This is a genomic window from Solidesulfovibrio aerotolerans (assembly GCF_009856865.1).
GTDB classification, from domain to species: domain Bacteria; phylum Desulfobacterota; class Desulfovibrionia; order Desulfovibrionales; family Desulfovibrionaceae; genus Solidesulfovibrio; species Solidesulfovibrio aerotolerans.
In genome coordinates this window covers 1-22,625 of the sequence record NZ_WVUD01000053.1, presented here as the reverse complement: position 1 = coordinate 22,625, position 22,625 = coordinate 1, and the positions used below count along the sequence as shown (strand labels likewise).

At 62.4% G+C, this 22,625-nt stretch carries 24 protein-coding genes and 1 pseudogene; 13 read left to right on the top strand and 12 right to left on the bottom strand.

All coding sequences use genetic code 11. From position 1 onward, the window contains the following. The 3 genes and pseudogenes from GTA51_RS18275 to GTA51_RS21435 all read right to left on the bottom strand — a co-directional run. A pseudogene (locus GTA51_RS18275) lies at positions 1-834 on the bottom strand (tetratricopeptide repeat protein); the annotation flags it as partial. 61 nt (positions 835-895) lie between these two features. Then, positions 896-1,909, bottom strand: coding sequence for a sigma-54 interaction domain-containing protein (locus GTA51_RS18270; protein WP_160963682.1), 1,014 nt, complete (start codon positions 1,907-1,909; stop codon positions 896-898). A gap of 89 nt (positions 1,910-1,998) precedes the next feature. Next, positions 1,999-2,112: a flagellar basal body rod C-terminal domain-containing protein gene (locus GTA51_RS21435; protein WP_343039535.1), complete on the bottom strand. Its 114-nt coding sequence runs from the start codon at positions 2,110-2,112 to the stop codon at positions 1,999-2,001. A 40-nt stretch (positions 2,113-2,152) separates the two neighbouring features. Here GTA51_RS21435 and GTA51_RS18265 point away from each other — a divergent pair, with 40 nt between their 5' ends. After that, entirely contained in the window at positions 2,153-2,410 is a 258-nt protein-coding gene (locus GTA51_RS18265; RefSeq protein ID WP_160963680.1) for a type II toxin-antitoxin system HicA family toxin, read from the top strand. Next, the gene (locus tag GTA51_RS18260) at positions 2,407-2,751 is read left to right on the top strand and encodes a type II toxin-antitoxin system HicB family antitoxin (protein WP_160963678.1); all 345 of its coding nucleotides are present in this window, start codon (positions 2,407-2,409) and stop codon (positions 2,749-2,751) included. The genes GTA51_RS18265 and GTA51_RS18260 overlap by 4 nt, the downstream gene beginning before the upstream one ends. A gap of 130 nt (positions 2,752-2,881) precedes the next feature. Here the strand turns inward: GTA51_RS18260 and GTA51_RS18255 are convergent, their stop codons facing one another. From GTA51_RS18255 to GTA51_RS18240, 4 genes are all read right to left on the bottom strand, one after another. Further along, on the bottom strand, positions 2,882-3,268 hold the full coding sequence (locus GTA51_RS18255; RefSeq protein ID WP_160963676.1) for a flagellar basal body rod C-terminal domain-containing protein: 387 nt from the start codon (positions 3,266-3,268) through the stop codon (positions 2,882-2,884). Between the two features lie 92 nt (positions 3,269-3,360). After that, positions 3,361-5,505: a ferrous iron transport protein B gene (gene feoB / locus GTA51_RS18250; RefSeq protein ID WP_160963674.1), complete on the bottom strand. Its 2,145-nt coding sequence runs from the start codon at positions 5,503-5,505 to the stop codon at positions 3,361-3,363. 1 nt (position 5,506) lies between these two features. Beyond that, positions 5,507-5,746 carry a FeoA family protein gene (locus GTA51_RS18245; RefSeq protein ID WP_160963672.1) on the bottom strand — a complete coding sequence of 80 codons (240 nt, stop codon included), beginning with the start codon at positions 5,744-5,746 and terminating at the stop codon, positions 5,507-5,509. Between the two features lie 43 nt (positions 5,747-5,789). Next, positions 5,790-6,806: a GGDEF domain-containing protein gene (locus GTA51_RS18240; RefSeq protein ID WP_160963670.1), complete on the bottom strand. Its 1,017-nt coding sequence runs from the start codon at positions 6,804-6,806 to the stop codon at positions 5,790-5,792. Positions 6,807-7,052: 246 nt separating this feature from the next. Between GTA51_RS18240 and GTA51_RS18235 the strand changes: the two genes are divergently transcribed. Then, complete coding sequence (locus tag GTA51_RS18235; RefSeq protein WP_160963668.1) at positions 7,053-7,643, top strand: hypothetical protein; 591 nt, start codon at positions 7,053-7,055, stop codon at positions 7,641-7,643. Between the two features lie 249 nt (positions 7,644-7,892). On the opposite strand, the gene mdlC is transcribed toward GTA51_RS18235, so the two are convergent. Further along, entirely contained in the window at positions 7,893-9,521 is a 1,629-nt protein-coding gene (mdlC, locus tag GTA51_RS18230) for a benzoylformate decarboxylase (protein WP_160963666.1), read from the bottom strand. Positions 9,522-9,862: 341 nt separating this feature from the next. Here mdlC and GTA51_RS18225 point away from each other — a divergent pair, with 341 nt between their 5' ends. From GTA51_RS18225 to GTA51_RS18215, 3 genes are read left to right on the top strand one after another with little or no spacing between them, the layout of a single operon-like run. Next, positions 9,863-10,075 carry an antitoxin MazE family protein gene (locus GTA51_RS18225; RefSeq protein WP_160963664.1) on the top strand — a complete coding sequence of 71 codons (213 nt, stop codon included), beginning with the start codon at positions 9,863-9,865 and terminating at the stop codon, positions 10,073-10,075. After that, positions 10,072-10,398 carry a type II toxin-antitoxin system PemK/MazF family toxin gene (locus GTA51_RS18220; protein WP_160963662.1) on the top strand — a complete coding sequence of 109 codons (327 nt, stop codon included), beginning with the start codon at positions 10,072-10,074 and terminating at the stop codon, positions 10,396-10,398. The genes GTA51_RS18225 and GTA51_RS18220 overlap by 4 nt, the downstream gene beginning before the upstream one ends. After that, the gene (locus GTA51_RS18215) at positions 10,395-10,577 is read left to right on the top strand and encodes a hypothetical protein (RefSeq protein WP_160963660.1); all 183 of its coding nucleotides are present in this window, start codon (positions 10,395-10,397) and stop codon (positions 10,575-10,577) included. Before GTA51_RS18220 ends, GTA51_RS18215 begins: the two co-directional genes overlap by 4 nt. Here GTA51_RS18215 and GTA51_RS18210 read toward each other — a convergent pair. The 4 genes from GTA51_RS18210 to GTA51_RS18195 form a co-directional block, all read right to left on the bottom strand. Further along, complete coding sequence (locus tag GTA51_RS18210) at positions 10,564-12,504, bottom strand: PAS domain-containing sensor histidine kinase (protein ID WP_160963658.1); 1,941 nt, start codon at positions 12,502-12,504, stop codon at positions 10,564-10,566. The two genes, GTA51_RS18215 and GTA51_RS18210, sit on opposite strands and share 14 nt — an antisense overlap. Before the next feature lie 189 nt (positions 12,505-12,693). Beyond that, positions 12,694-13,506, bottom strand: coding sequence for a GTP cyclohydrolase FolE2 (gene folE2 / locus GTA51_RS18205; protein WP_160963684.1), 813 nt, complete (start codon positions 13,504-13,506; stop codon positions 12,694-12,696). A 31-nt stretch (positions 13,507-13,537) separates the two neighbouring features. Beyond that, the gene (gene nikR, locus GTA51_RS18200; RefSeq protein WP_160963656.1) at positions 13,538-13,957 is read right to left on the bottom strand and encodes a nickel-responsive transcriptional regulator NikR; all 420 of its coding nucleotides are present in this window, start codon (positions 13,955-13,957) and stop codon (positions 13,538-13,540) included. A 12-nt stretch (positions 13,958-13,969) separates the two neighbouring features. Continuing rightward, a complete protein-coding gene (locus GTA51_RS18195) occupies positions 13,970-14,671 on the bottom strand; it encodes a methyltransferase domain-containing protein (protein WP_160963654.1) in 702 nt (233 codons plus the stop codon). Positions 14,672-14,899: 228 nt separating this feature from the next. On the opposite strand from GTA51_RS18195, the gene gcvH reads away from it, so the two are divergent. From gcvH to GTA51_RS18160, 7 genes are all read left to right on the top strand, one after another. Beyond that, entirely contained in the window at positions 14,900-15,274 is a 375-nt protein-coding gene (gcvH, locus tag GTA51_RS18190; protein WP_160963652.1) for a glycine cleavage system protein GcvH, read from the top strand. A gap of 13 nt (positions 15,275-15,287) precedes the next feature. Then, positions 15,288-16,619 carry an aminomethyl-transferring glycine dehydrogenase subunit GcvPA gene (gcvPA, locus tag GTA51_RS18185; protein WP_160963650.1) on the top strand — a complete coding sequence of 444 codons (1,332 nt, stop codon included), beginning with the start codon at positions 15,288-15,290 and terminating at the stop codon, positions 16,617-16,619. Continuing rightward, positions 16,616-18,064: an aminomethyl-transferring glycine dehydrogenase subunit GcvPB gene (gene gcvPB / locus GTA51_RS18180; protein WP_160963648.1), complete on the top strand. Its 1,449-nt coding sequence runs from the start codon at positions 16,616-16,618 to the stop codon at positions 18,062-18,064. The genes gcvPA and gcvPB overlap by 4 nt, the downstream gene beginning before the upstream one ends. Continuing rightward, on the top strand, positions 18,054-19,424 hold the full coding sequence (locus GTA51_RS18175; RefSeq protein WP_160963646.1) for a dihydrolipoyl dehydrogenase family protein: 1,371 nt from the start codon (positions 18,054-18,056) through the stop codon (positions 19,422-19,424). The genes gcvPB and GTA51_RS18175 overlap by 11 nt, the downstream gene beginning before the upstream one ends. Before the next feature lie 151 nt (positions 19,425-19,575). Next, positions 19,576-20,469: an L-2-amino-thiazoline-4-carboxylic acid hydrolase gene (locus GTA51_RS18170; protein ID WP_160963644.1), complete on the top strand. Its 894-nt coding sequence runs from the start codon at positions 19,576-19,578 to the stop codon at positions 20,467-20,469. Between the two features lie 424 nt (positions 20,470-20,893). Continuing rightward, positions 20,894-21,502, top strand: coding sequence for a Maf family protein (locus GTA51_RS18165; protein WP_160963642.1), 609 nt, complete (start codon positions 20,894-20,896; stop codon positions 21,500-21,502). Further along, on the top strand, positions 21,502-22,518 hold the full coding sequence (locus GTA51_RS18160) for a hypothetical protein (protein WP_160963640.1): 1,017 nt from the start codon (positions 21,502-21,504) through the stop codon (positions 22,516-22,518). Before GTA51_RS18165 ends, GTA51_RS18160 begins: the two co-directional genes overlap by 1 nt. Positions 22,519-22,625 lie beyond the last annotated feature (107 nt).

Sequence of the window (22,625 nt, the reverse complement as noted above, 5' to 3'; positions counted from 1 at the left end):
GGCGGCGATTTCCGGCGGGATCGGCGGCAATTTGACGGGCTGGCGCAGTTCGCCGCCACCGGCCTTGGCGGCTGCTGGCCCGGACCCGGCCCGCTGGGCCGTCTGTTCCGGGGCGGACGCGGTTTCCAGGCCAGCCGGACGCAAAACCGGCGACTTGTCCGGCCCCACGCGCAGCGCCGTGGCCCGCATGGAGGAGGGCACGGCGTAAAAGGGTTCCTTGGCCGCGCCGGCAGCGGCGTCCGTTGCAGGGGCGGCCGGGGCTGGGGCAGTTCCCGGCGCGCCGCCGGCCAGGGTCGGCGGCAGCGGCGGCAAATCCAGGGGGCCGGGATTGTGATTGGGCGGCGTCACCGGCAAGGTCAGGGACGAAGCCGGCTTCGGGGCGGCCGCAACCGGCGGCCAGGTGGTATTGGCGGCCGCGCCCGGGGCTCCGGGCAGCCAATTGGCCCCGGCCGGGTCACGGTAGACTTGTAATTTGAGGCCCTGCTCGCCCTCGGGCCAGCCCACAAAGCCAAAGGCATCGGATTTAAGCCGCACCAGCACGGTGTCGCCTTCGACCTTGACCCCTTCGAGCAGGCGCGAGGAATGAAAATCTGCCGCAGCCGGCGGCGGCTCGTCGGATAAGGCACCGGGCGGAAAGGTCAGGCTGATTTCGACCGGGCCGGTGCGGGCGATGGTCGGGTAGGTGCCGCGCTTGGAAAATTGCAGGATCAGCGAGTCGGTGTCAGCGCGCGTGACCGTGGCCACAGACAAGGCTTGCGCCGTGGCTGCGGGCAGGACGGCCAGAAAGGCCGCGAGAAGGAGCCGCCGGCAGGCGGCGCGGGAGAAAAAGCTCACGCCGAGTCCATATGCAAGGAACATGCAATCCCAGCCGATGCCACAAGGCCCGGACCCAGACTCACTCCCCGCCCATGTTGCGCTTTTTAAGCTTCTCGATCAGCGTCGTGCGCTTGATGCCAAGCAGCTCTGCCGCCTGATTTTTTACGCCGGATGCCCGCTCCAGGGCCTCAATGAGGAGCTTTTCCTCGGCCAGATCGAGAAATTCCTTGAGGCCCATGCTTTTTTCCGACAGATCGGCCAAGGTCGGCCAGCGAAAGCCGGCCGCAACGGCTTCCAGAAGCGGCGGCGGCAGGGCCACCCCGGCATTTTCGAGAATCTTTCGCGGCAGATCGTGAGGATTGACCACATCATGGTCGCACAGGATGGAGAGCCGCTCCATGAAATTTTCCAGCTCGCGGACATTGCCGGGCCAGGGATAGCCCAGGACCAGATTGCGGGTGTCCGGGGAAAAGGTCAGGATGGGCCGATTTTTCTGGCGGCAAAAGCGGGTGAGGAAATACTCGGCCAACAGCAGGATGTCCTGGCCGCGCTCCCGCAACGGGGGCAGATGCATGGGGATCACGTTTAAGCGGTAGAACAGATCTTCGCGAAACCGCCCGGCCTCCACCTCGGCTTCGAGATCGCGGTTGGTGGCGGCCACGATGCGCACGTCGGCCTTCATGGTCTTGTCGCCGCCGACCCGCTCGAATTCCTTTTCCTGAAGCGCCCGCAGGATCTTGACTTGCAGGGAGAGATCCATCTCGCCAATCTCGTCGAGAAAGATGGTGCCGCCCTCGGCCAGTTCAAACCGGCCCTGCCGGGTGCGCACGGCCGAGGTGAAGGCCCCTTTTTCGTGGCCGAACAGTTCCGATTCGAGGAGTTCGCGGGGGATGGCCCCGCAGTTGACCGGGACAAACGGCTTGCCGGCCCGGTGGCTGTTGGCGTGCAGGGCGCGTACGAGCAATTCCTTGCCCGTGCCGGACTCGCCCGTGACCAGCACCGTGGAGTCGGTGGGGGCCACCTTGGCCAGCACCCGCAACACCTCGCCCAGGCTCGGGCTTTGCCCGACCATGCCGGAAAGGTTCAGTTCCATCTGGCCTCCGGAAAAAAGCGCCGCGCATCCAGGCGACTTTAAGGAGTCTAGCGCTTCGTCCCGGGCCTGTCAAATTCCTGACGGGAAAACTACACGCGCATGTCCAGCAGGGCGCCGACCATGTCGTCCTGGGTGCGCACCACCGCCACGTTGGCCTCAAAGGTCCGTGACGTCTCCACCAGCGCAATTGCGGTTGCCTCCAAAAAACTTGACCTTGCATCAAAAAGTAGTATCACATTTAGCATGAACAGCAAGCACCGCAAGACCTTGGAAGCCCTGCGCTCCAAGCCCGAACGCGGCGATATCGCGTGGGCTGCTGTCGAAGCACTCCTCCTGGGAATTGGCTGTCGAAAACTTGAAGGCGAAGGCTCCCGGGTGCGTTTCGTCTCACCAGATGGGACCATCCTGCGGATTCACCGGCCACATCCCAGACCAGTCCTTGACAAAGGTGCTGTCAAGTCTGTTCGTCGCTTCCTTGATCAAATGGAGATTGAAGAATGAACGCTTTTCACTACAACGGCTACGTTGGAACGTTTGAATTTGAACCTGGCGATGACGCCTTTCATGGGGAGATTGCTGGAATCCGCGACGTGATTCATTTCACAGGTCGCTCCGTTGACGAGTTACGTCAGGCATTCCAGGACGCAGTTGATGACTATGTGGCCACGTGCGCTGAAATAGGCAAAAGCCCTGAAAAACCCTACTCGGGGCGTTTCATGGTCCGAGTATCGCCAGAACTGCATCGCTTGACGGAGACCGCCGCAAAGGCAACTGGAAAGAGTTTAAATACTTTTGCTGCTGAAGCGCTGGAACGTGCTGCCAAGGAAACGATACGCCCTTAAAACCAGCCCCAACCCATCGAATTCACACAAAAAAAAACTCAACGCGCCGGATTACTTGGAGCCTATTGTACAAAGCCCCTCCAAGCGCTTCTCGGAGCCAACCCGCATTTTTCGATGCCTGACGGGAAAACTACACGCGCATGTCCAGCAGGGCGCCGACCATGTCGTCCTGGGTGCGCACCACCGCCACATTGGCCTCAAAGGCCCGCGACGTTTCCACCATGGCAACGGTCTGCCGGGCCAGATCCACAGTGCTGGTTTCGACCAGGGCCGCACTCGGATCGGAGACGCCGGACTCGTTTTGGCTGCTGACCGCCGCCGGACGGTAGCCGCCGGCCGCAGTGTCCTCGGCCACCTCGCCAACGCGCACACCCCGGCCCTGGGGGCCGGTTTCCAGGCGCACGTCCTTGGACTTGTAGCCGTCGGTATTGAGATTGGCCACGTTGTTGGCCGTCGCCGCCAGGGAAGTGGTCAGGGCGCTTAAGGCCGACTGGGCAGAGGCAATGGCATCGGTCATGGGTGCGCCTCCTGGTCCGGGTGGACACGACACGCTCCTTTCTATAATGCAGCCCGGCCCGACCGGCAAGCCGGTCGGGCCGGACTTTCAGCCTAAAACAAGCGTCCGATCTGATAGATGGCCACGGCCACCAGAAACCCCAGTCCGGTATTGGCCACCACGGCAAAGCCGGCCCATTTCCATGACGCCTCCTTGGCCATGGTGACCACGGTGACGAAACAGGGGGCGTAGAGAATGGTGAAGGCCATAAGGGCCAGGGCAGACAGAGGCGAGAAGGCCGGATCAGCCGCGATGCGCTCGGACAAGGTGGCTGTATCCTGCGGATCGACCTCGCCCAGGGCGTAGGCCGTGCCGAGTGTGGAAACGACCACTTCCTTGGCGGCGATGCCGCCGATCAAGGCGATGTTGACCCGCCAGTCAAAGCCGGCCAGCCGGCTGACACTTTCCAAGGCCACCCCGACGCGCCCGGCCAGGGAATGGCGCAACACCGCCTCGGCCTCGCGGTTGTCGATGGCGTCCCGTTGCTCCTGGGCAGAAGCGGCGGCAGTGACCGCTGCCCGTTCGGCCTCGAAAGCAGCCCGCTGCTCCTCGTCCAGACCCGGGAAGGTCATGGCCGCCCACATGAGGATGGAGATGGCCAAAATGACGGTGGCTGCCTTTTTAATATACTGCCAGGCCCGTTCGCCGGTGTGGATGCACAGGCCGCGCAAGGTGGGCAGCCGATAGGGCGGCAGTTCCATGATAAATGGCATGCCCTGGCCGGTGACCACCGTGGCCCGCCACAGCCGCGCTACCAAAAGAGCCGCCGCCCAGGAGGCCAAAGTCACCAGAAACATGACCAGACCAGCGTTTCCCGGGAAAAAGGCCGCGATCAGCAGCAAAAAGACCGGGATCTTGGCCCCGCAAGCCATAAACGGCGCGGCCAGAATCGTGACCAGCCGTTCCTTGGGGCTGCGCAGGGTTCTGGCGGCCATAACCCCGGGCACGGCGCAGCCGCCCGGAATGCCGCCGGCAATGATAAACGGCATGACCGAGCCGCCGTGCAGGCCAAAGGCCCGAAACACCCGGTCGAGCATGTAGGCCACCCGGGCCATGTAGCCGAGATCCTCCAGAAAGGAGAGCTGGAAGAACATAATAATGATCAGGGGAACGAAGCCGAGCACGCCGCCCACTCCGGCGATAATGCCCGAGACGGCCAGGGACCGCAGCATCCCTTCGGGCAGCAGGCCGCCGACCGCATCGCCCAACCAGCCAAAGCCCGCTTCCAGCCAGTCCATGGGGAACTGGCCCAGGGAAAAGGTGATCTGGAACATGGCATAGAGCACGGCCAGCATAATGACCGGCCCGGCCACGGTGTGGGTGAGCACCCGGTCGAGGCTGTCGGAACCGGCGATGCGGTCCCGGGCGGCCGAGGATTTGAGCACGCCCTGGCGCAGCACTGCGGCAATATAGCCGTAGCGGTGATCGGAAATGACGGCATCGGGCGTGCTGGCCAGGGTCGCTTCGATATGCCGGGACAGGGTCGCGGCCATCTCCTCCAAGACCACCGCCGTGGGGCCGTTGGCCCGGCCCAGGGCGATGACGTCGGAGTCGCCCTCAAGGTATTTTAAGGCCAGCCACCGGGCCGGAAACCGGTCGGTTAAAAAGCGGTCGGCCTCGATGCGCGCCTCCATGCGCAGCAAGGTCTGGTCGATATCGGCACCATACGAGATCACCAGCGGCTCCCAGGGGCCGCGCCGCTTCTCGGCAAAGGCCAGGGCCTCGCGGATCAGCTCCTCCCTGCCCTCGCCCACCCGGGCCACGGTTTCCACCACCGGCACGCCCAGGATGGCGGACAGCCGTTTGCCGTCCAGGACCAGCCCCCGGCGGCGCACCTCGTCCATCATATTAAGGGCCAGCACCACCGGCACGCCCAGTTCCAGCAACTGGACCGACAGGTACAGGCTGCGCTCCAGGGTGCCGGCATCCACCACATCAATGACGCAGCTGGGCTTTTCCTCGACCAGAAAGAGTCGGGCCGCCAACTCATCCGTGCTGTAGGCGGTCAGGGAATACATGCCAGGCAGATCGACCACGGCCATTTCCCGTGGGCCGACGCTTAACCGGCCTTCGCGTTTTTCAACGGTCACGCCAGGATAGTTGCCCACATGCTGGCGCGCCCCGGTCAGGCTGTTAAAGAGCGTCGTTTTGCCGCAGTTGGGATTGCCAGCCAGGGCAAAGGTCAAGGTCGGGGACATGCTAATCCTCCGTATCAACCAGAATGTGGTCGGCTTCGCTGTTGCGCATGGTCAGGGTAAAATCCCGCAGGCGCAGGGCCACGGGATCGCGCAAGGGAGCGCGGCCGACGACAGTGACCTCGGTGCCCGGCACGATGCCCAGATCGCGGATGCGGCGTCCGAGTTCGCCGTCGGCCAGGATGGCGCGAACACAAGCCTTCTGGTTGACGCGCAGCGCGCGCAGGCACAATCCTTGGGCCATGGGAGCCTCCGTGAGACAGCTTCGATTCTAATTTTCATTCTCATCAACAAGCCGCGCCAGCCGCCGGGGCCAGGGCTTCGCTGTCGCCGCCGCCGCCCTTGACCCGATACAGGGCCGCGTCGCAGCGGGCGAGCAGGGACTTCTCGGGGCAGGCGGCATCCTGGTCCGGGTCCAGGCAGGCGATACCGATGCTGGCGGTGGTCTTGTAGGGATTTTCATCGCAATAGCGCTGCCGTATCCGACGGGCCACCAGCAAGGCCCCTGCCCCGTCCAGGTTTGGCAGCACCAGGGCGAACTCGTCTCCCCCCAGGCGGAAAGCCCGGTCAACCCCATCCCGGACCGATTCGCGCAACACCCGACCCATGCCGGCCAGCACGGCGTCCCCGGCCGGGTGGCCGAAGCGGTCGTTGATGGATTTAAAGGCGTCGCAATCGATCAGGAGCAAGGCAAGCTGGGTCCGGCAGGCCAAAGCCTGCCGCGTCTGCTCGGCCAGGACGCAATCGAAATGGCGACGGTTAGAGAGCCCCGTCAGGGCGTCGGTGCGCGAGAGATCCTCAAAAAGACGCTTGTCCTGGTGGGTTTCGGTGAGTCTGGCCTGCAACCAGATCTCGCGGGTTTCAAAGTTATGGGCCATCCAGTTGAGGTCGCGTTTGAGCAGCAGCAGTTCATGCTCGTCATCGCCCTGGGGCGGCAACGGCAGACGCCTCGCATATTCGCCACGGCGCAGGGCGGCGCAAAAGGCGTTTAAGGAAGCGATTTCCCCCAAGGCCACCCACCGGCTCACCATACTTGCCAGCGGCTTGAGCAATACCAGGGACAGGACCAGCCACAGGGCCGCCGCCTGGCTGACATCCGCCCCGGCACGGCTTTCCAGCACATACAGCAGCGCGGCAGGCGGCGGCACCAGCAGCACAAAAAGCACGAGCCGCAATCTGGCCGTGACCCCCAGCCGGGCGAAGACGGCCCAGAATCGGGCCGCAAGTCGCCCGGGCCAGGCTTTGGCCCGGGGAGGTGCTGCCGTGGCCGACAGGCCAACGGAAGGAGCGGCAAGGGTCTTCATCACGTCCTCTTTCTCGGTTGCGCTGACCCGCCAAAGCAAAGGGGGGCGCAGTGGTCACGGGCTCTCCTGCCACACACAGCCACGCGCCATGCAGCACAGAACTGTGCCGGCGTACCGTGTACAAGCGGCAGGGAAAAGGAGTGCCGGCTTGTCCCTCTATTGGTTTTGATAGTCATTGTCAATTGGAAAAGCGGCTGCTGCAGCCCCGAAACCGCCTGGCAGGCCGGTTGTACGACGGGCGCGGGCATGCTAGAGCCGGCCATGCGCCGCATCCTGCCACTCCTTCTGGCCGCCGCTCTGCTCCTGCCCGCCGCCGGCTGCTACGAGTCGGAGACGCCTGTGCGCTATACCAATGCACCCTTTCTGTTCAGCTTCGTCCCGCCCAAGGGCTGGACCGTCACGGCAGAAGCAACGTCGTCCTGTCTGGCCTCGGTGGAGGCCAGACAGGACGAGTGCCGCTTCTACGTGTGCGTAAGCCAGCCGCCCGAGGATTTTTTGCCGACCACCTCGGATTTCGCCAACTGCGAACTGATCAAAGCCTATGTGACGGACACGCTCAAGGGCTACAACGTGAGCTGCCGCCCGTCCACGACCCAGGGCCGGCGCAGCTACGACGCCATCTATTTGCGCAACGTGGCGGACGAGGCCGGCATCGTCCGGTTGCAACTCGTGCGCCAGACCTTTTTAACCCGGGGCAAACTGCTCTATACCCTGACAACCTATGCCTTCGGGCGCAGCGAAGAAGAACTTAAGGCCGCAACGACCCCCTGCGAGGCCGAGATCCTGCGGGCCCAGGCCACGTTTTTTCTGCACAAGCCGGGTTCCCTGGACCGCTAGTGTCGCGTTCGGCAATTGTTGGCATGGCTTACCTGACATCAACATTCTGAATTTATTATTTTTATTCACAAAAAAATAAGTGTTTTTTTGTGAACGCGACACTAGCCCGGGTCTGTTCGGAACCAGCCCCCGGCAACCAAGGAGATCGGGCGCTGCCCGTTTCCCTCTCCGCGCCGCTCTCCCAAAACAAAACGGGCCGCTCCAGCCTTGGAGCGGCCCGCGTCACTTCAGGCTGGCTGTCGGAAAATGTTACTGCGGGATGAGATCGCTGACGTTTTGGGCGGCGGCTATTTCGATGACGGAAACGCCCGGAAATGCCAGGGCTGCGGCAAAGGCCGCGCGAATCTGGGCCGGGTTGGCCGCCTTTGTCGCCACCGCGCCATAGCCTTTCCCCAGCGACGTAATGTCCAGCCCCGGCAGGTCCAGGCCCGGCACACCCGGCGTTTCCTCCAGCCGGGCAAAGGCCTTGAGGATGCCGTATTCCTCGTTGCGCAACACCACAAAGACCACATGGGCCTTGTGCTGCACGCCCGTCCAGATGGATTGGAGGGAATACTGGAAGGAGCCGTCGCCGATAACGGCCACCACCGGCCGGTTGCGTCCGGTGCGCGCCTCGGCCAGGGCCAGCCCCACCGCAGCCGGCATGCCCCAGCCCAGGCCGCCCGAGGCCATGACATACGAACTGTCGGGCCGGGTCACCACGCCCAGGGGCGTTGCCGCCAGTTCGCGCATGTTGGAGGGCGATTCGTTGACCACGATGCAGTCGGCCGGGGACAACTCGGACAGGACGGCAAAGATCTGGGCCGGTGTCAGCGGCAGCGGCGCGTCATCCGGCACGGGAGCGGCCGCAGCAGCCGGTCTGCCGGGCTTTTTGGCCGCCCCCCGGGCCGGCCGGGTGCCCACCTTGGGCAGCAAAGCCTCCAAGGCCAGCAGGCTGTCGGCAACGAGGCTGTCGCCGCAAACGGACTTGGCCGCCTCATAGGGGTCGTCGATGATCTGCAACAGCTTGGTTCCAGCCGGCAGCGTCTCCCCGGCCACCCACGGATAATAGCGAAAAACCGGCGCACCCACGACAATGACCAGATCATGGCCGGCGAGCGCCTGGCCCAGCGGCCCAACGGCCGGCGGCAACACGCCGGCATAGAGCGGATGGTTGCCGGGAAACGGCACGCGCTCGGTAAACGGCCCCAGCCACACCGGAGCGCCAAGGGCCTCGGCCAAGGCAATGCCGGCGTCCCAGGCCTGGCTGCGGGAGAGGTCTGCGCCATAAACCAGCACGGGGTTGGCGCTGGCCCGGATGCGGGCGGCGAAGTCCTCGATGCGGGCCGGGTCCGGAGCGTGGCGGGTGGAGACGGTGCGCCAGACGTCTCGGGCGTCCATGTCCTTGTCCCAGTCGTCCAGCGGCAGGGAGAGAAACACCGGTCCGGTTGGCTGCTGCACGGCCATGGCATAGGCGCGCATAAACGCGCCGGGCACGTCCTGGGGGCGCTTTGGCTCATAGCTCCATTTCACCCAGGGCTTGGGAAGCAGGGTTTCGTCGATGTTGGTGAGAAACGGCTCGCCCAAAAGCATGTCGCGGGTCTGCTGCCCAGCGGTGATGATCAGCGGCGTTTTATTAAGATAAGCCGTCAGGATGCAGCCCATGGCGTTGCCCATGCCGGCCCCGGTGTGGACATTGACGACCACGGGTTTGCCAAGCCCCTGGGACAGGCCGTCGGCGATACCCACGACGCTCGATTCCTGCAACGCCAGGACATAGGTGAAATCCGCAGGGAAATTTTTGAGAAACGTCTCTTCCGTGGAACCGGGATTGCCGACCACGACCGTCAGATCCAGACGCCGCAGCAACTCAAACGTCACGTCACGCACAGAGGGCATAGGATTCTCCCCAATAACGGCACTTGGCTGGAGGTTGCGGGCCGCTGCCACGCCGACGCGGCCGACCGGTTGGGCCGACGCACGGCTTGCCGGCGGGAAGGGCCATTCTTCATTGGAATTGCCACCCGTTGCCAGCGAGGTCAAGACAGAATGGCCACGGCCGGGGGGGGACGCGGCGGTCATCGGCATGCTGTATCTGGTGGCCATCGTCGGCGCACTCGGGGCGCTTGTTGCATTGCCCGGGCGACCAAAAGCGAAAATAGGGGCGTTCTGGAGAGAATCAGGGAACAAGTTGACTTTCGCTGGTCGCATGTTACTCCTTTAGAAAAAGGAGCCAACCCATGCAAGCCCATCCGACCAAGCAGAACCGATACCGCGCCAGGTTGCGCGAGCAGGGATTACGACCAATCCAGATTTGGGTTCCCGACACTCGCCGCCCTGGTTTTGCCGAAGAGTGCCGCCGGCAATCTCAAGTTGTGAGCAATGATCCGCATGAGCAGGAACACCTTGATTATGCGGCTCATGCTGCCGCGACCATCGAGGGCTGGGAATGAAACGCGGAGATCTTGTGACCATTTCCCTTTCTGGCGACTATGGCAAGCCGCGTCCGGCCCTGGTCATCCAATCAGACCTTTTCGCCGACCACACATCCGTGACGCTTTTGCCCATCACAGGCCACCGCGTGGAAGGGGCACCCTTGTTGCGTTTCGATGTTGAGCCAGACCAAGTGAACGGGCTACACAAGCCGTCGCAAGTGATGATCGACAAAGCCCACACGTTGCCACGGGAGAAAGTTGGGGCGTCATTTGGCCGACTGGATGACGGCACGATGATGGGAATTACAAGGGCGCTGTCGGTTTTTCTTGGGATAGCATGACACAAAACAAACTGTGGGCCATCCTCAACGTCTCCCGCAAAAAGTACGTGGCGGCCCGCTCCTGGAAGGCGGCCAGCATGAGCCGGGAACGATTCGAGGAAGTGCCTGCCCCGGGCAGGGACGCCCCCGGGCGTGAGCGCCGCATACAAGCCCTCAGGCAGGCTGCTACGTCGCCTTGAGATTGGCTTCCAGCACTTCGGCGAGCTGGTCGATGGTGTGCGGCTTGGCCAGATAGTCGTTCATGCCCAGACGCAGAAAGCGTTCCCGGTCCCTTTCGCTGGCATAGGCCGTCAGCGCCACCACCGGGATGCGCTTGGACAGCCCCGGCACCTCGCCGTTGCGGATGTGGTGGGTGCACTCGATACCGTCCATAACCGGCATCTGGATATCCATAAGCACCGCATCCACCTGCTCCCTGGCCAGTACCGCCAGGGCTTCCTGGCCGTTTATCGCCTCCAGCACGGTGTAGCCGAGCCGGGTCAGGGTGCGCCCGGTGGTCAGGCGGTTGATACGCTCGTCCTCAACCAGCAGGACGGTGTATTCTTCGGGCGAAAAGAGCTCTCCCCCGCTGGCAAAGACCACCCGTTCGTCCCGGCATTCGTAATCCAGCAGGGCAAAGGGCACCGTAAAATAAAAGGTGCTGCCGCGTCCGGGCTTGCTGCGCACCCAGATCTGCCCGCCAAGCATCTCGACCAGATGCCGGGCAATGGCCAGCCCCAGCCCCGCCCCGCTCACCCGCTTGGTCAGGTAATGTTCGGCCAGCTCGAAATCCTCGAAAATCTTTTCCTGCAACGCCTTGTCAATGCCGATGCCCGTGTCGCGCACCGTAAACAGCAGGGTGCAGTACTGCGGAGCAAAGGCGATCCGGGCCGAGGCGATGCGTTTGGCCCGCACCTCAATGGAGCCGCAGGCCGTGCATTTGAGGGCATTGTCCACCAGATTGGACAGTATCTGGCGCACCCGGAAGACATCGCCCACCAGTTCCTGGGGGATGCGCGGATCACAGCGCGTGGCAAAGCTGATGCTTTTGACCCTGGCCCGCACAGAATAGCTGCGGGCCAGCGAGGCCAGCAATTCCCGCACACTGCACGCGGTGAGGGCCGGCTCAATGGCTGCCGCGTCGATATCGGCCAATTCCAGCACGTTATTCACGATGGAAAGCAGCCGCTTGCCCGAGTCGGCAACGATCTGCCAGAGTTCTTCCTGATCCTCGGCCGTGCCGTCCTGCGTGGCCAACTGGGTGGCCCCGATGATGCCGTTTAAGGGCGTGCGCAGTTCGTGGGTGACGTTGCCTAAAAACTGGGATTTGGCCTGGCTGGCGGAAAAGGCCAGCTCTTTTTCGCGGCGCAGCTGGTTTTCCGTTGCCTTAAGCGGCGTGATGTCGCGGGAATAGCTGGCGATACAGTGGACTTGGCCGTTTTCGTCGGTAATGGGGCAAAGACTCACCTGATAGTAATGGTCGTCCAGGTGCTCCTCATACCATACGATGACGTTGCTGGCTGCGGCCTCGAGCAAATGCCGCCGCCGCGCCTCGGCCTGCTCCGGGGGCATGAAGCTGTAGAGGCTGGCCCCGATGAGGCTGTCCACGGTCCGGCCGCGCCGCCGGGCCGCTTCTTCGTTGAGCACCAGAATGTAGCCGTCGAGGTCGGAAAGCAGGATGGAATCGCGGGTGGCGTCGAGCAGGGCCTTAAAGATGGCTTGGTTTTCCGAGAGCAACTGCTGGGACAAGACCAGCTTGGTCACATCCTCGCGAATGACGATGCCGCCCTGGACCTGCCCATCCTCCATGACCGGGATGCCGCGAATGTTTTGGTAGACCGACTGTCCGCCGCTGCACTCGTCGGCATAGACCCCTTCCAGATGGATGGTCTCCCCGGCCAGGATGCGCCGGACCTCGCCGCCGATGCCGGCGGTGACGATGCCGGGCAATTCCTGGAGCTTGCGGCCGACAAAATAGTCCCGGTCGTGCTTGCCCCGGGCGAAATTGGCCAGATGCCAATCGTTGACGAAGGTGATGATGCCCGCAGCATCGATACGCATGATCGAAACCGGGGCGAGTTGGATGATCTGCTCGCAGTTGGCGGCAAGTACTTCTGGACCGCGCATGTACATGCCTTACACAGTCTTTGCATTCCGGGCAAGGGGCATTGCGCCCGGACGGCGTGGCCGCAGCCGTCCGAATTGTCAACTCCTGGCCAGCGTCTGGTTTCCCTGACCGGCCGGGCGGCCGCAAACAGGGACAGTGGCCCCCGAAGCGCCCTCCAGAGGCGAAGCCGTCATTGCAGAACTGTCATCTCAGGAGCCGGCACCAGCCCCGCCGCCCCCGGCACCCGGACGAACGTTTCGCCCTTCGATGCCGGCAAAGGCACTGTGGTTGTGGATGGACTCAAAGCTCTCCACTTCCACCCGAAACCAGGTCACCTTGGGATGATCGCGCAAGGACCGGGCCACCTGCCGGGCCACGTCCTCAACAAAGGTCGGATTGGCAAAGGCCTGTTCGGTGACGAACTTTTCGTCCTCGCGCTTTAACAAGGCATAGACCGGCGACGATCCGGCCGACTCGGCCAGCTCGATCAGTTCCTCCAGCCACACGAACCCGGAAAACCGGCAGCGGATGGACACCACCGCCCGCTGGCTGTGCGCCCCCTGGTCGGAAATGGCCAGGGAGCACGGGCACACCGTCATCACCGGCACGTCCACGCCAAGGGTCTGGCGAAACTTGTCGCCCTCAAACTCGCCCGACACCTGGCAGGCATAGTCCATAAGGGCCAACGCCCCGGTGGCCGGCGAGGCCTTGGACAGAAAATAGGGGAAACGCAGGGTCAAATGGGCGTTTTGCGCTTCCAGGCGAGAGCGCACGTCGTCGAGCAGCGCCCGAAACGACACCAGATCGAGTTCGCCGGTAAACCCTGACAATGCCTCGACAAACCGGCTCATGTGGGTGCCCTTGAACCGGGCCGGCAGATCGACGGACAACTCCACGCCAGCCACGGTATGCTGGCGGCCGCGCGCCCGGTCGCGCACCGTCAGCGGCAAACGGAAATTCTTGATGCCGACCCGGTCCAGATCGATGGGCACTTCGGGCCGCCCGCTTTGAACGTCTTGCATAGCCATGGGGAGTACGCCTTTAAAGCCCTGATCAAACGATATCCTGGCCGGTGGTGGCCAGGGCAAGTTTGCCGAATTTGACGCCGCGGGTGGAAATGAGTTTTTGCGACAGCCGCTGCACCGCCTCGCCCGGCCCCTTGAGCACCAGCGCTTCCAGACAGTTGTGGTGGTCGAGATGCACGTGCATGGTGGAAAGGATGACATCGTGTTGTTCGTGCTGCGTCTCGATGAGCCGCTGGGCCAGATCGGAGGTGTGGTGGTCATAGACCAGGGTCAGGACGCCGGCCACCTCGATGTCGGACTGCTCCCACTCCTTTTGCACCAAAACGCCCCGGATAAGGTCGCGGATGGCTTCGGAACGGGTCTGATAGCTTTTCTCGTCGCACAGCGCGTCGAATTTTTCCAGCAACTCGGAATTAAGCGACACGCCGAAACGGATGGTCTGTCCCATGCGGCTTCCTCCTTAGGGTCTGATCTCATAGAGGCTGATGACGCTGCGACACGAGGCCACGGCAACAGTCTCCCGCAGCAACCGGGTCACGCCAAACCCGTCGGCGGCCAGACGGTCCCAGACCGGCCGGGACACCTCCCGCCAGGGTTCGGATAAAATAATGCGCCCGCCAGGAGCGAGCACCGTGCGAAAAAGGCCGGTCAACGGTTCGTAAAACCGCGATTCGTATAAAATGTCGCTGCCCCAGATGATGTCAAAGACTCCCGGCGCACAGGCCGGATGGCGCCAGTCCATGACGGCAACGGCCGCATCCAGGGCGTTTTCCCGAATATTGCCGGCGGCATGGGCCACGGCTGCCAGCTCGTAGTCCACCGCCAGCACCCGCCCCCCGGCCGCAGCTCCGGCCATGGCCGAAAGCCCCATGCCGCAGCCCAGATCCAGGCAGCGCCGGCCGGCCACGCCCTCGCCCCCTGCCCCCGCCACCAGCCAGGCCGCCAGCAAAACGCTGGCCGGCCACAACTCGGCCCAGTACGGCATGTGCTCGTCAGCCCCGAAGTCCTCCCGGTCCAACCCGGCCCACAGCGACTCCATGTCGGCCTGACGATACAGGGTAAACTCCCGACCGCCCAGCGTCAGGCCAAGCCGCCCGTCCCGCCAATCCGGGATGGCCCGGTTTTGGGGCACAAGCGACGCACAGTCCTGATTCTGGTTCACGTAAAGCTCCCTTAAGAGGCCAAAAGCGCATCACAGCGCACCATCCGTGTTACCGCGAAAGCCAAAAAGGCGCAACCGAGGACACGCCGACGATTCTTCGGTCACGCGGCGGGACAATCCGCCGGCACCGCTTGCCCCAGACCAGCCAAAGCGGTATTTGACGGCCAGCCCGGCCCAGCATCGCTGCGACCGGCAATACGCCCGATCATCACGCCAGGGGGAAGCGCTATGCAACAGGATCTGCTCTATTCCAAAACCCACGAGTGGGCACGCATCGAAAACGAAATCGCCGTGGTCGGCATCACCGACTTTGCCCAGGAACAGCTCGGCGACATCACCTTCGTGGAGCTGCCGGCTGTCGGCGACACCGTGGAAGCCGGCCGGGAGATGGGTTCCGTCGAATCCGTCAAGGCCGCCAGCGAACTGTACAGCCCGGTCAGTGGCGAAGTCATCGAAGTCAATGACGAACTCGAAGCCGCGCCGGAAAAGGTCAACGCCGACCCCTTTGGCGAAGGCTGGCTCATCCGGGTGCGCCTGACCGAGGAACCCGTCGGCCTGCTCTCCCCCGAAGCCTACGAGGAACTGGCCAAGTCCGACCACTAAACCGGAGCGTCACATGCCCTATATTCCCCATACTCCGGAAGAAGTCCGGGAGATGCTCGACGTCGTCGGGCTGCCCGATATCGAGGCCCTGTTCGCCGAGATTCCGCCGGCCCTGCGTCCCCAGAGTTTCGATCTGGCCAAAGGAATGACGGAAATGGCCGTGCGTACGGCCATGGAACGTCTGGCGGCCAAAAACCACATCGAGATGGTCAGCTTTCTGGGCGGCGGCTATTACGACCACTACGTCCCTGCCGCCTCAGACATGCTGCTGGCGCGCGGCGAATTCTACACCGCCTATACGCCCTATCAGCCCGAAGCCTCCCAGGGAACGCTGCAGGCCATCTTTGAATACCAGACCGCCGTCACCCGGCTGCTGGACATGGAATGCTCCAACGCCGGGGTCTACGACGGCGGCACGGCCCTGTATGAAGCGCTCATGATGGCCGTGCGCCACACCCGGCGCAAAAAAGCCGTGGTCAGCGCCACCGTCAGCCCCATCTACCGCATTGTCCTTTCCACCTATACCAAGAACCTGCATCTCGATCTGGTCGTGGTGCCGCACAAAAACGGCCTGGACGACTTCGACGCCCTGGCTGCGGCCATCGATGGCGACACCGCCGCCATTGTGGTGCAAAATCCCAATTTCTTCGGCAACGTCCAGGACTTCACCGAGCTTTTCGCCACAGCCAGGGCCAAGGGCGCGGTTTCGATCATGTCCTGCTATCCGGTGCTCCAGACCGTACTGAAAACCCCCGGAGCCATGGGCGCCGACATCGCCACGGCCGAAGGGCAAAGCCTGGGGCTGCCGCTGTCCTTTGGCGGACCGTATCTGGGCATCATGACCTGCCGCAAAACCATGATCCGCCAGATGCCCGGCCGCATCGCCGGGCGCACCAAGGACGCACAGGGCCGCACCGGCTACGTGCTGACGCTCCAAGCCCGGGAGCAACACATCCGCCGCCAGAAGGCCACCTCCAACATCTGTTCCAACCAGGCGCTGTGCGCCCTGCGCGCCCTTATTAACGTCTGCCTCACCGGCAACGAGGGCCTGACCCGCCAAGCCGCCCGCTCCATCGAAAACGCCAATTACGCCGCCTGGAAACTGTGCTCCATCCCGGGCGTGTCGCTTTTAAACGAAGCCCCCTTTGGCAACGAGTTCGCGGCTGTTTTTCCGGTCAATGCCAAAAAAGTTGTTCGCATGCTCATGGACGACGGCATCGTGCCGGGCTTTCCGCTGGGCCGCTACTACCCGGGCCTGGAGAACGCGCTCCTTATTTGCTGCACCGAAAAGCACGACCGCGCCGACATCGACCGTCTGGCAAGGCGGCTGGAGAAAGCCTTATGAGCACCGTTTTTTCCAAATCCGTCCCCGGCCGCGAAGGTGTCTGGCCTGATCTGCCCAAGACCGCACCCATTGATTTTATCCCGGCAGCCCTTTTGCGCGACGGCGACGCCGGCCTGCCGTCCCTGTCCGAACTCGACGTGGTGCGCCATTTCACCGCCCTGTCCCGCAAGAACTACGGCATCGACTCCAACTTCTATCCGCTGGGGTCGTGCACCATGAAGTACAACCCCAAGTTCACCGAGGAAGTGGCGGCCCTGGCCGGCTTTGCCCGGCTCCATCCGCTCACCCCGCAGTTGCCCGGCGGCGGCGACATGTCGGCCGGCTCGCTGGAAGTGATGTATGAAATGGAGCGCTGCCTGTGCGAAATCACCGGCATGGCCGCCTTTACGCTGCATCCCATGGCCGGAGCCCACGGCGAACTGACCGGGGCGCTCATGATCGCCGCCTACCATGCCGACAAGGGCCATAAAAAGACCAAGATCATCTGCCCGGACTCGGCCCACGGCACCAACCCGGCCTCGGCCGCCATCGCCGGCTTCGAGGTGGTCACCATCGCCTCCAAGGACGGCATCATCGACCCGGCCGCCCTGGCCGCCGTCATCGACGACGAGACCGCCGCCGTGATGATGACCGTGCCCAACACCCTGGGCCTTTTCGAGTGCCATCTGCCCGAAATCGTAGCTCTTTGCCGCAAGGTCGACGCGCTCCTCTATTACGACGGCGCCAACCTCAACGCCATTCTCGGCAAGCTGCGGGTGGGCGACGCCGGCTTTGACGTGGTGCACTTAAACCTGCACAAAACCTTTGCCACGCCCCACGGCGGCGGCGGCCCCGGAGCCGGCCCGGTCGGCGTGTCCGAGCGGCTCATTCCCTTTCTCCCGATATCCCGGGTGCAAAAGGACGATGCCGGCCGCTTCTCCTTAAGCTACGACCATCCCAAATCCATCGGCTACGTGGCTCCGTTTTACGGCAACTTCGGGGTGGTGCTCAAAGCCTACGCCTACATCCTGCGCCTGGGGCGCGAGGGGTTGATCCGGGTGTCCGAGGCGGCGGTACTCTCGGCCAATTATATGCGAAAGCGTCTGGCCGACGCCATCGAAGTGCCCTTTAACCGGGTGTGCATGCACGAGTTTGTGGCCTCGGCCGCCAAACTTGCGGCCGAAAAAAACGTGCGCGCCCTCGACATCGCCAAGGCGCTCCTGGATCGCGGCTACCACGCCCCCACCATCTACTTTCCGCTGATCGTCAAGGAAGCGCTGATGTTTGAGCCGACGGAAACCGAAAGTAAGGACACTCTCGACACTTTCGTGGCCGATCTGCTGGACATCCTGGCTTTAGCCGAAACCGATCCCGAGGCCATCCGGGCCTGTCCCACCACCCTGCCCGTGGGCCGGCTGGATGAGACCTACGCCGCCCGGGCCATGGAGATTACTGATGACCTCTAGTCCGGCCAAACGCTTGGTCGTGGTCGGGGCTGGTCCCGGCGGCTTCGAGGCGGCGCTCACTGGCGCGGCCGCCGGCCTGGACGTGGTCCTTATCGAGCGCGGCAAGCTCGGCGGCACTTGCCTGAACTGGGGCTGCATTCCCACCAAGCATCTGCTGGCCGCAACCCTGGCCGTGGAAGGGCTTGCCGCCCAGGCCAAACAGAAACTGGCCTCGGGCACGGTTACGGTGGATCTGGCCGCTGTCCAGGCCAAAAAGAAAAAGCTCCTCGCCGCCACCCATTCGGCCATGGCCGCGACCCTCAAAAAAGCCGGCATCCGCTTGGTCACGGGCAATCTGGCCGGCGTGGCCCCGGGCGTGGCCCAAGTGGCGGCCGGGACCGACACCGAGGACATCCCCTTTGATGCCCTGATCCTGGCCCTTGGTTCCCGGGCCGCCGCCTTCCCCGGGGTCAAACCCGACGGGCAGGCCGTGCTTGGCGTGGCCCCGGTGCTTGATTTCACCACCCCGCCGGAAAGCCTCATCATCGTCGGGGCCGGGGCCATTGGCCTGGAAATCACCACCATCTATCACCGCCTGGGCACCAAGGTGACCATGGTGGACGCCGCTCCCCGGCTGGCCCCGGCCGAAGACCCGGATGTGTCCAAGGTCGTGGCCCAAATCATGCGCCGCCTGGGCGTCGATGCCCGGCCCGGGGCCAAGGTGGAGAGCCTTGTCACCGAAGACGGCCGGGCGAAACTCACCCTGGCCGGCGGCGAAGTCCTGACGGCCGAAAAAGCGCTGGTGGCCATCGGCCGCTTTGCCCCCACCGTCGTGCCGGGACTGGCCGAATGCGGCGCGGTCTTTGCCGACCCGTCGCCCAACCGGGCCTGGATCAAAACCGGCGACACCTTGCAAACGGCCCCGGGCATCTATGCCGTGGGCGACTGCAACGGCCGGGTGCTGCTGGCCCATGCCGCCGCCAGCCAAGGCGTTTACGCCGCCCGCCACGCCGCCGGCCAAACGAGCGCCCCCTACGCCCCTGGTCCCATCCCGGGCTGCTACTACGGCGCGCCGGAAATCATGCGCGTTGGGGCCATCGCCGCGCCGGGCGACCTGATTTCCGAGGCGGCCTTTGTGGCCAACCCCATTGCCCAGGCCCATGCCGACACCGCCGGCTTCGCCCGGGTGGTCTGGAAGGACGGCAAAGTGGCCGGCATCACGGCGGTCGGCCACGGTGCGTCCACCATGGGCACGCTGGCCACGGTGATCGTGTCCCAGGCCTGGACCCGCGAGCAGGCCGAAGCGCTGGTCTTCCCCCATCCCGGGCTGGACGAGACGCTTAAGGCCGCGCTGCTGGGTGAAGTGAAGGCCAAGGCCTAACAAGCGGGGGAAACGTCTTGAAAGATGTTTCCCCCTGCGCGCCCCTTCAGGAACTTTTGACGAGGGGCTGTTCTCTACTGCCTGACCACGTCGAATTTTCGGTCAGTCGAATCTTCGGTCCCTGGACCACTGCCAAACAGGAATCATAACCATGTTGCACCAATCAGTCGTTGCGGATGCCGGGAATAGAGCCGGCGTCAGCCGCCGTTTCATCCTTGGGGCCGGCATGGTCGGCCTGTGCGCCTGTTTTTTCCCCTGGCCGGCAGCCGCCGCAACCAAAGCGGCCAAAACCGCTGGCACAGCACCGGCCGCGCCAGCCGCACCGGCCGCGCCGGTCGGCTTCTACATGGAGAACAAAGCCAAATTCCTGGCCGATTTCAAAGGCGTGTGCGCCGGAGCTGAAAAATGGCTGGCCGCACGCGTCTCCGAGCCCGTGGCCAAGACCACCTGCGACGACGCCCTGCGCCGGTTCGAAACGCTGCTGCCGGGGCTGCCGGATCTGGGCGGTGCGACCAACCGCAACCAGCCGTTTATCACCATGGCCGGCTGGCTGACCGCGCTTACCCAGGCCATGCGCGAAAAGGGCCTTGCCGCCAAAGACGCCGGCCGGCTGCTCTACGACCTCTACGCCGCCGACTGGGCCGCCATACCGCCGCAACGCGCCCAGGCCATGGGGGCGGCGCTGTTTTCCCCCGCCTCCCAGGCCGCCCTCAAAGAATGGGCCGAGCTGAGCCAAAAACGCCTGCTGCCCGGCGACTGGGTGGGCAAATTCCTCCCCGGCGACGGCAAAAGCTTCGACCTTGGCTACGACTATACCGAATGCGGTGCCGTCAAATATTTCAAAGCCCAGGGCGTGGCCGAAGTGGCCCCGTATTTCTGCCTCAACGATTTTTTAGCCTCGCGCGCCCAAGGCACAGGACTCTCCCGCCAACACACCATCGCCCAAGGCGATGCGCTGTGCGACTTCCGCTACAAACAAGGCCGCGCCGTGACCCAGGACTGGAACAGCGAAGTGCCCCGCTTTGAAGGCAAAAAACCAGCCTAGGGTGCGTGGAAGCGAAGAGACGAGAAGAGAAGAAAAGAGTGCCTCCGGCGGCCGGGGGGATGATCCCCCCGGACCCCCCGACGGGAAAAGTTTTTCAAGGGGTTCTGGGCGTTGGCGGGCACATTGGCCGCCTACCGATCAGGACAGCCAGCGTTTGTGCTTGACGCGAACCACCGTTGCTCTGGCGGCCGGGATTCCGGCCTCTCCCGAAAGGGGCAAGAAACCGGGCCGGCTCTTTTCCGGCAAGGCCACGCGGCCGCTTCAGGCCGCGAAACGCGTAATCGTCGCACGGCCGTCGCGCGTCGCACGCCCTTTATCACAAGCGATTGCCTGCGGGCTACCCGGCCCCGGATGGCCGAGTGTTCCTTTTGTCGCCGGCCGTTCCTTAACTGTTCGTAAAAATAAAAAGGTATTTTAAGACGATATGACGGTTACGCACCAAAAAATCATTTTGGCCTCGGCCTCACCGCGCCGCCGCGAACTGCTGGGTTTGGCCGGCATTGCCTTTGATATCGTGGTCAGCCCGGTGGAGGAGCCGGCCCCGGATGTGGGCGAGCATCCGGCCGCGTATGCCGCGCGCATGGCCCGGCTCAAAGCGGCGGCCGTGGCGGCGCTCCATCCTGACGCCGTGGTTGTCGGCGCGGATTCAGTGGTTGCGGTTGGCGAGACGATTCTCGGCAAACCAAAAGACGCGGCCGACGCCCTGCGCATGTTGACCCTGCTCTCAGGGCGCACGCATCAGGTGGTGACCGGCTGCGCCATCTTCGCCCCGGGCAGGGAACCGAAGATTTTTTCCGTCGCAACGGATGTGACCATGCTGGCGATCAGCCAGACGCGTCTGACCGCCTACGTGGCCACCGGCGAACCCATGGACAAGGCCGGTGCCTACGCCATCCAGGGCGGCGCGGCAGCCTTTGTCACGTCCATTTGCGGGTCGTATACCAATGTTGTCGGGCTACCGCTGGCGGAAGTGGCAACATTTCTTCGCCAATCAGTATTCAACGAACAGCTCGCAAGGACGGCAGAAAGATAATGGACAATGACAAATTCATAAGAGATCTCAACACAAATCTGGAATTTTTTTCACCCCCACCAAATTTGCCTCATGACTCTCAATTCATTGAAAATGCGATCTTACGAGAGCTTGGACCTTATTTTAGGCACGTCGACAAATTGCATGAAATACTTTACTTTAAAACACACATATGGGAATGCGCAATATTTTTATCATTAAAAAATAGACCAGAAAAACTAGAACTGTTCAATGAAATTTTTTCTATTGTTAACAACGCTCATTCCAGCAACACTTATCTATTCAGCCACTACCTTCGCTCAACATGGCAAAGCATACGCGAAGCACTAAAGAATTTTACAGATTTGTACTTTCTTCAAAGAAAAAAAGAACTGACTCCAACAAGACTTTCTGTCAAGATTTCTTTTCAAGAAATTGGTTTAATAATCGAAGAGTCTTTATCTCATTTTGTAAAACACATTTCCTACCTACTTCACGCTCATTCACATGGCGAACCTTTGAATCTCACAGGAGACATTACCCTTGGAAAAGCTACCTACATACTATCAAGCAATGCCAAACTAAAGCAGCTAACACACCCAGCACCTCTCCACATCCCTCTCAATCAATTGAGAAATATAGCCTACCACTCAAATTACACTATACAAAACGATCCATCAACAAGCATTTGCACATATGGATCAAACAACAAAATACATGTACAATACGCTGACATAATTAAAACAATAATTGAGTTGATCGATCTATATAATATTTTAAAAACAGCAAATTCTTTCTACACTGTCGACAATGAAAATTTTGTACACGACCTCATGGCAACATCAACAGTAACCACAGAAACAATTATCGCAACAATTTCCGAGATATTGACCTACAACAAACTACAGATACAAGAATTTGAACACACTAGCAATAGGTGGAAAATAACTATTTTAGACCCATATGCGCGTCAAAATGATGACATTAAAAACATACTACGCGACACTTTACAGGCGATATCATTTCTGTCCGGCTAATTTAGAAGAGATAGCCTGCTAGAATTGTTTGGTTTTAAGCGTTGCCGTCGCGGGTCAATGAGGTCGAGAATTTCACATTGCTGAAACAGATTTCGTTGCACCAGCCG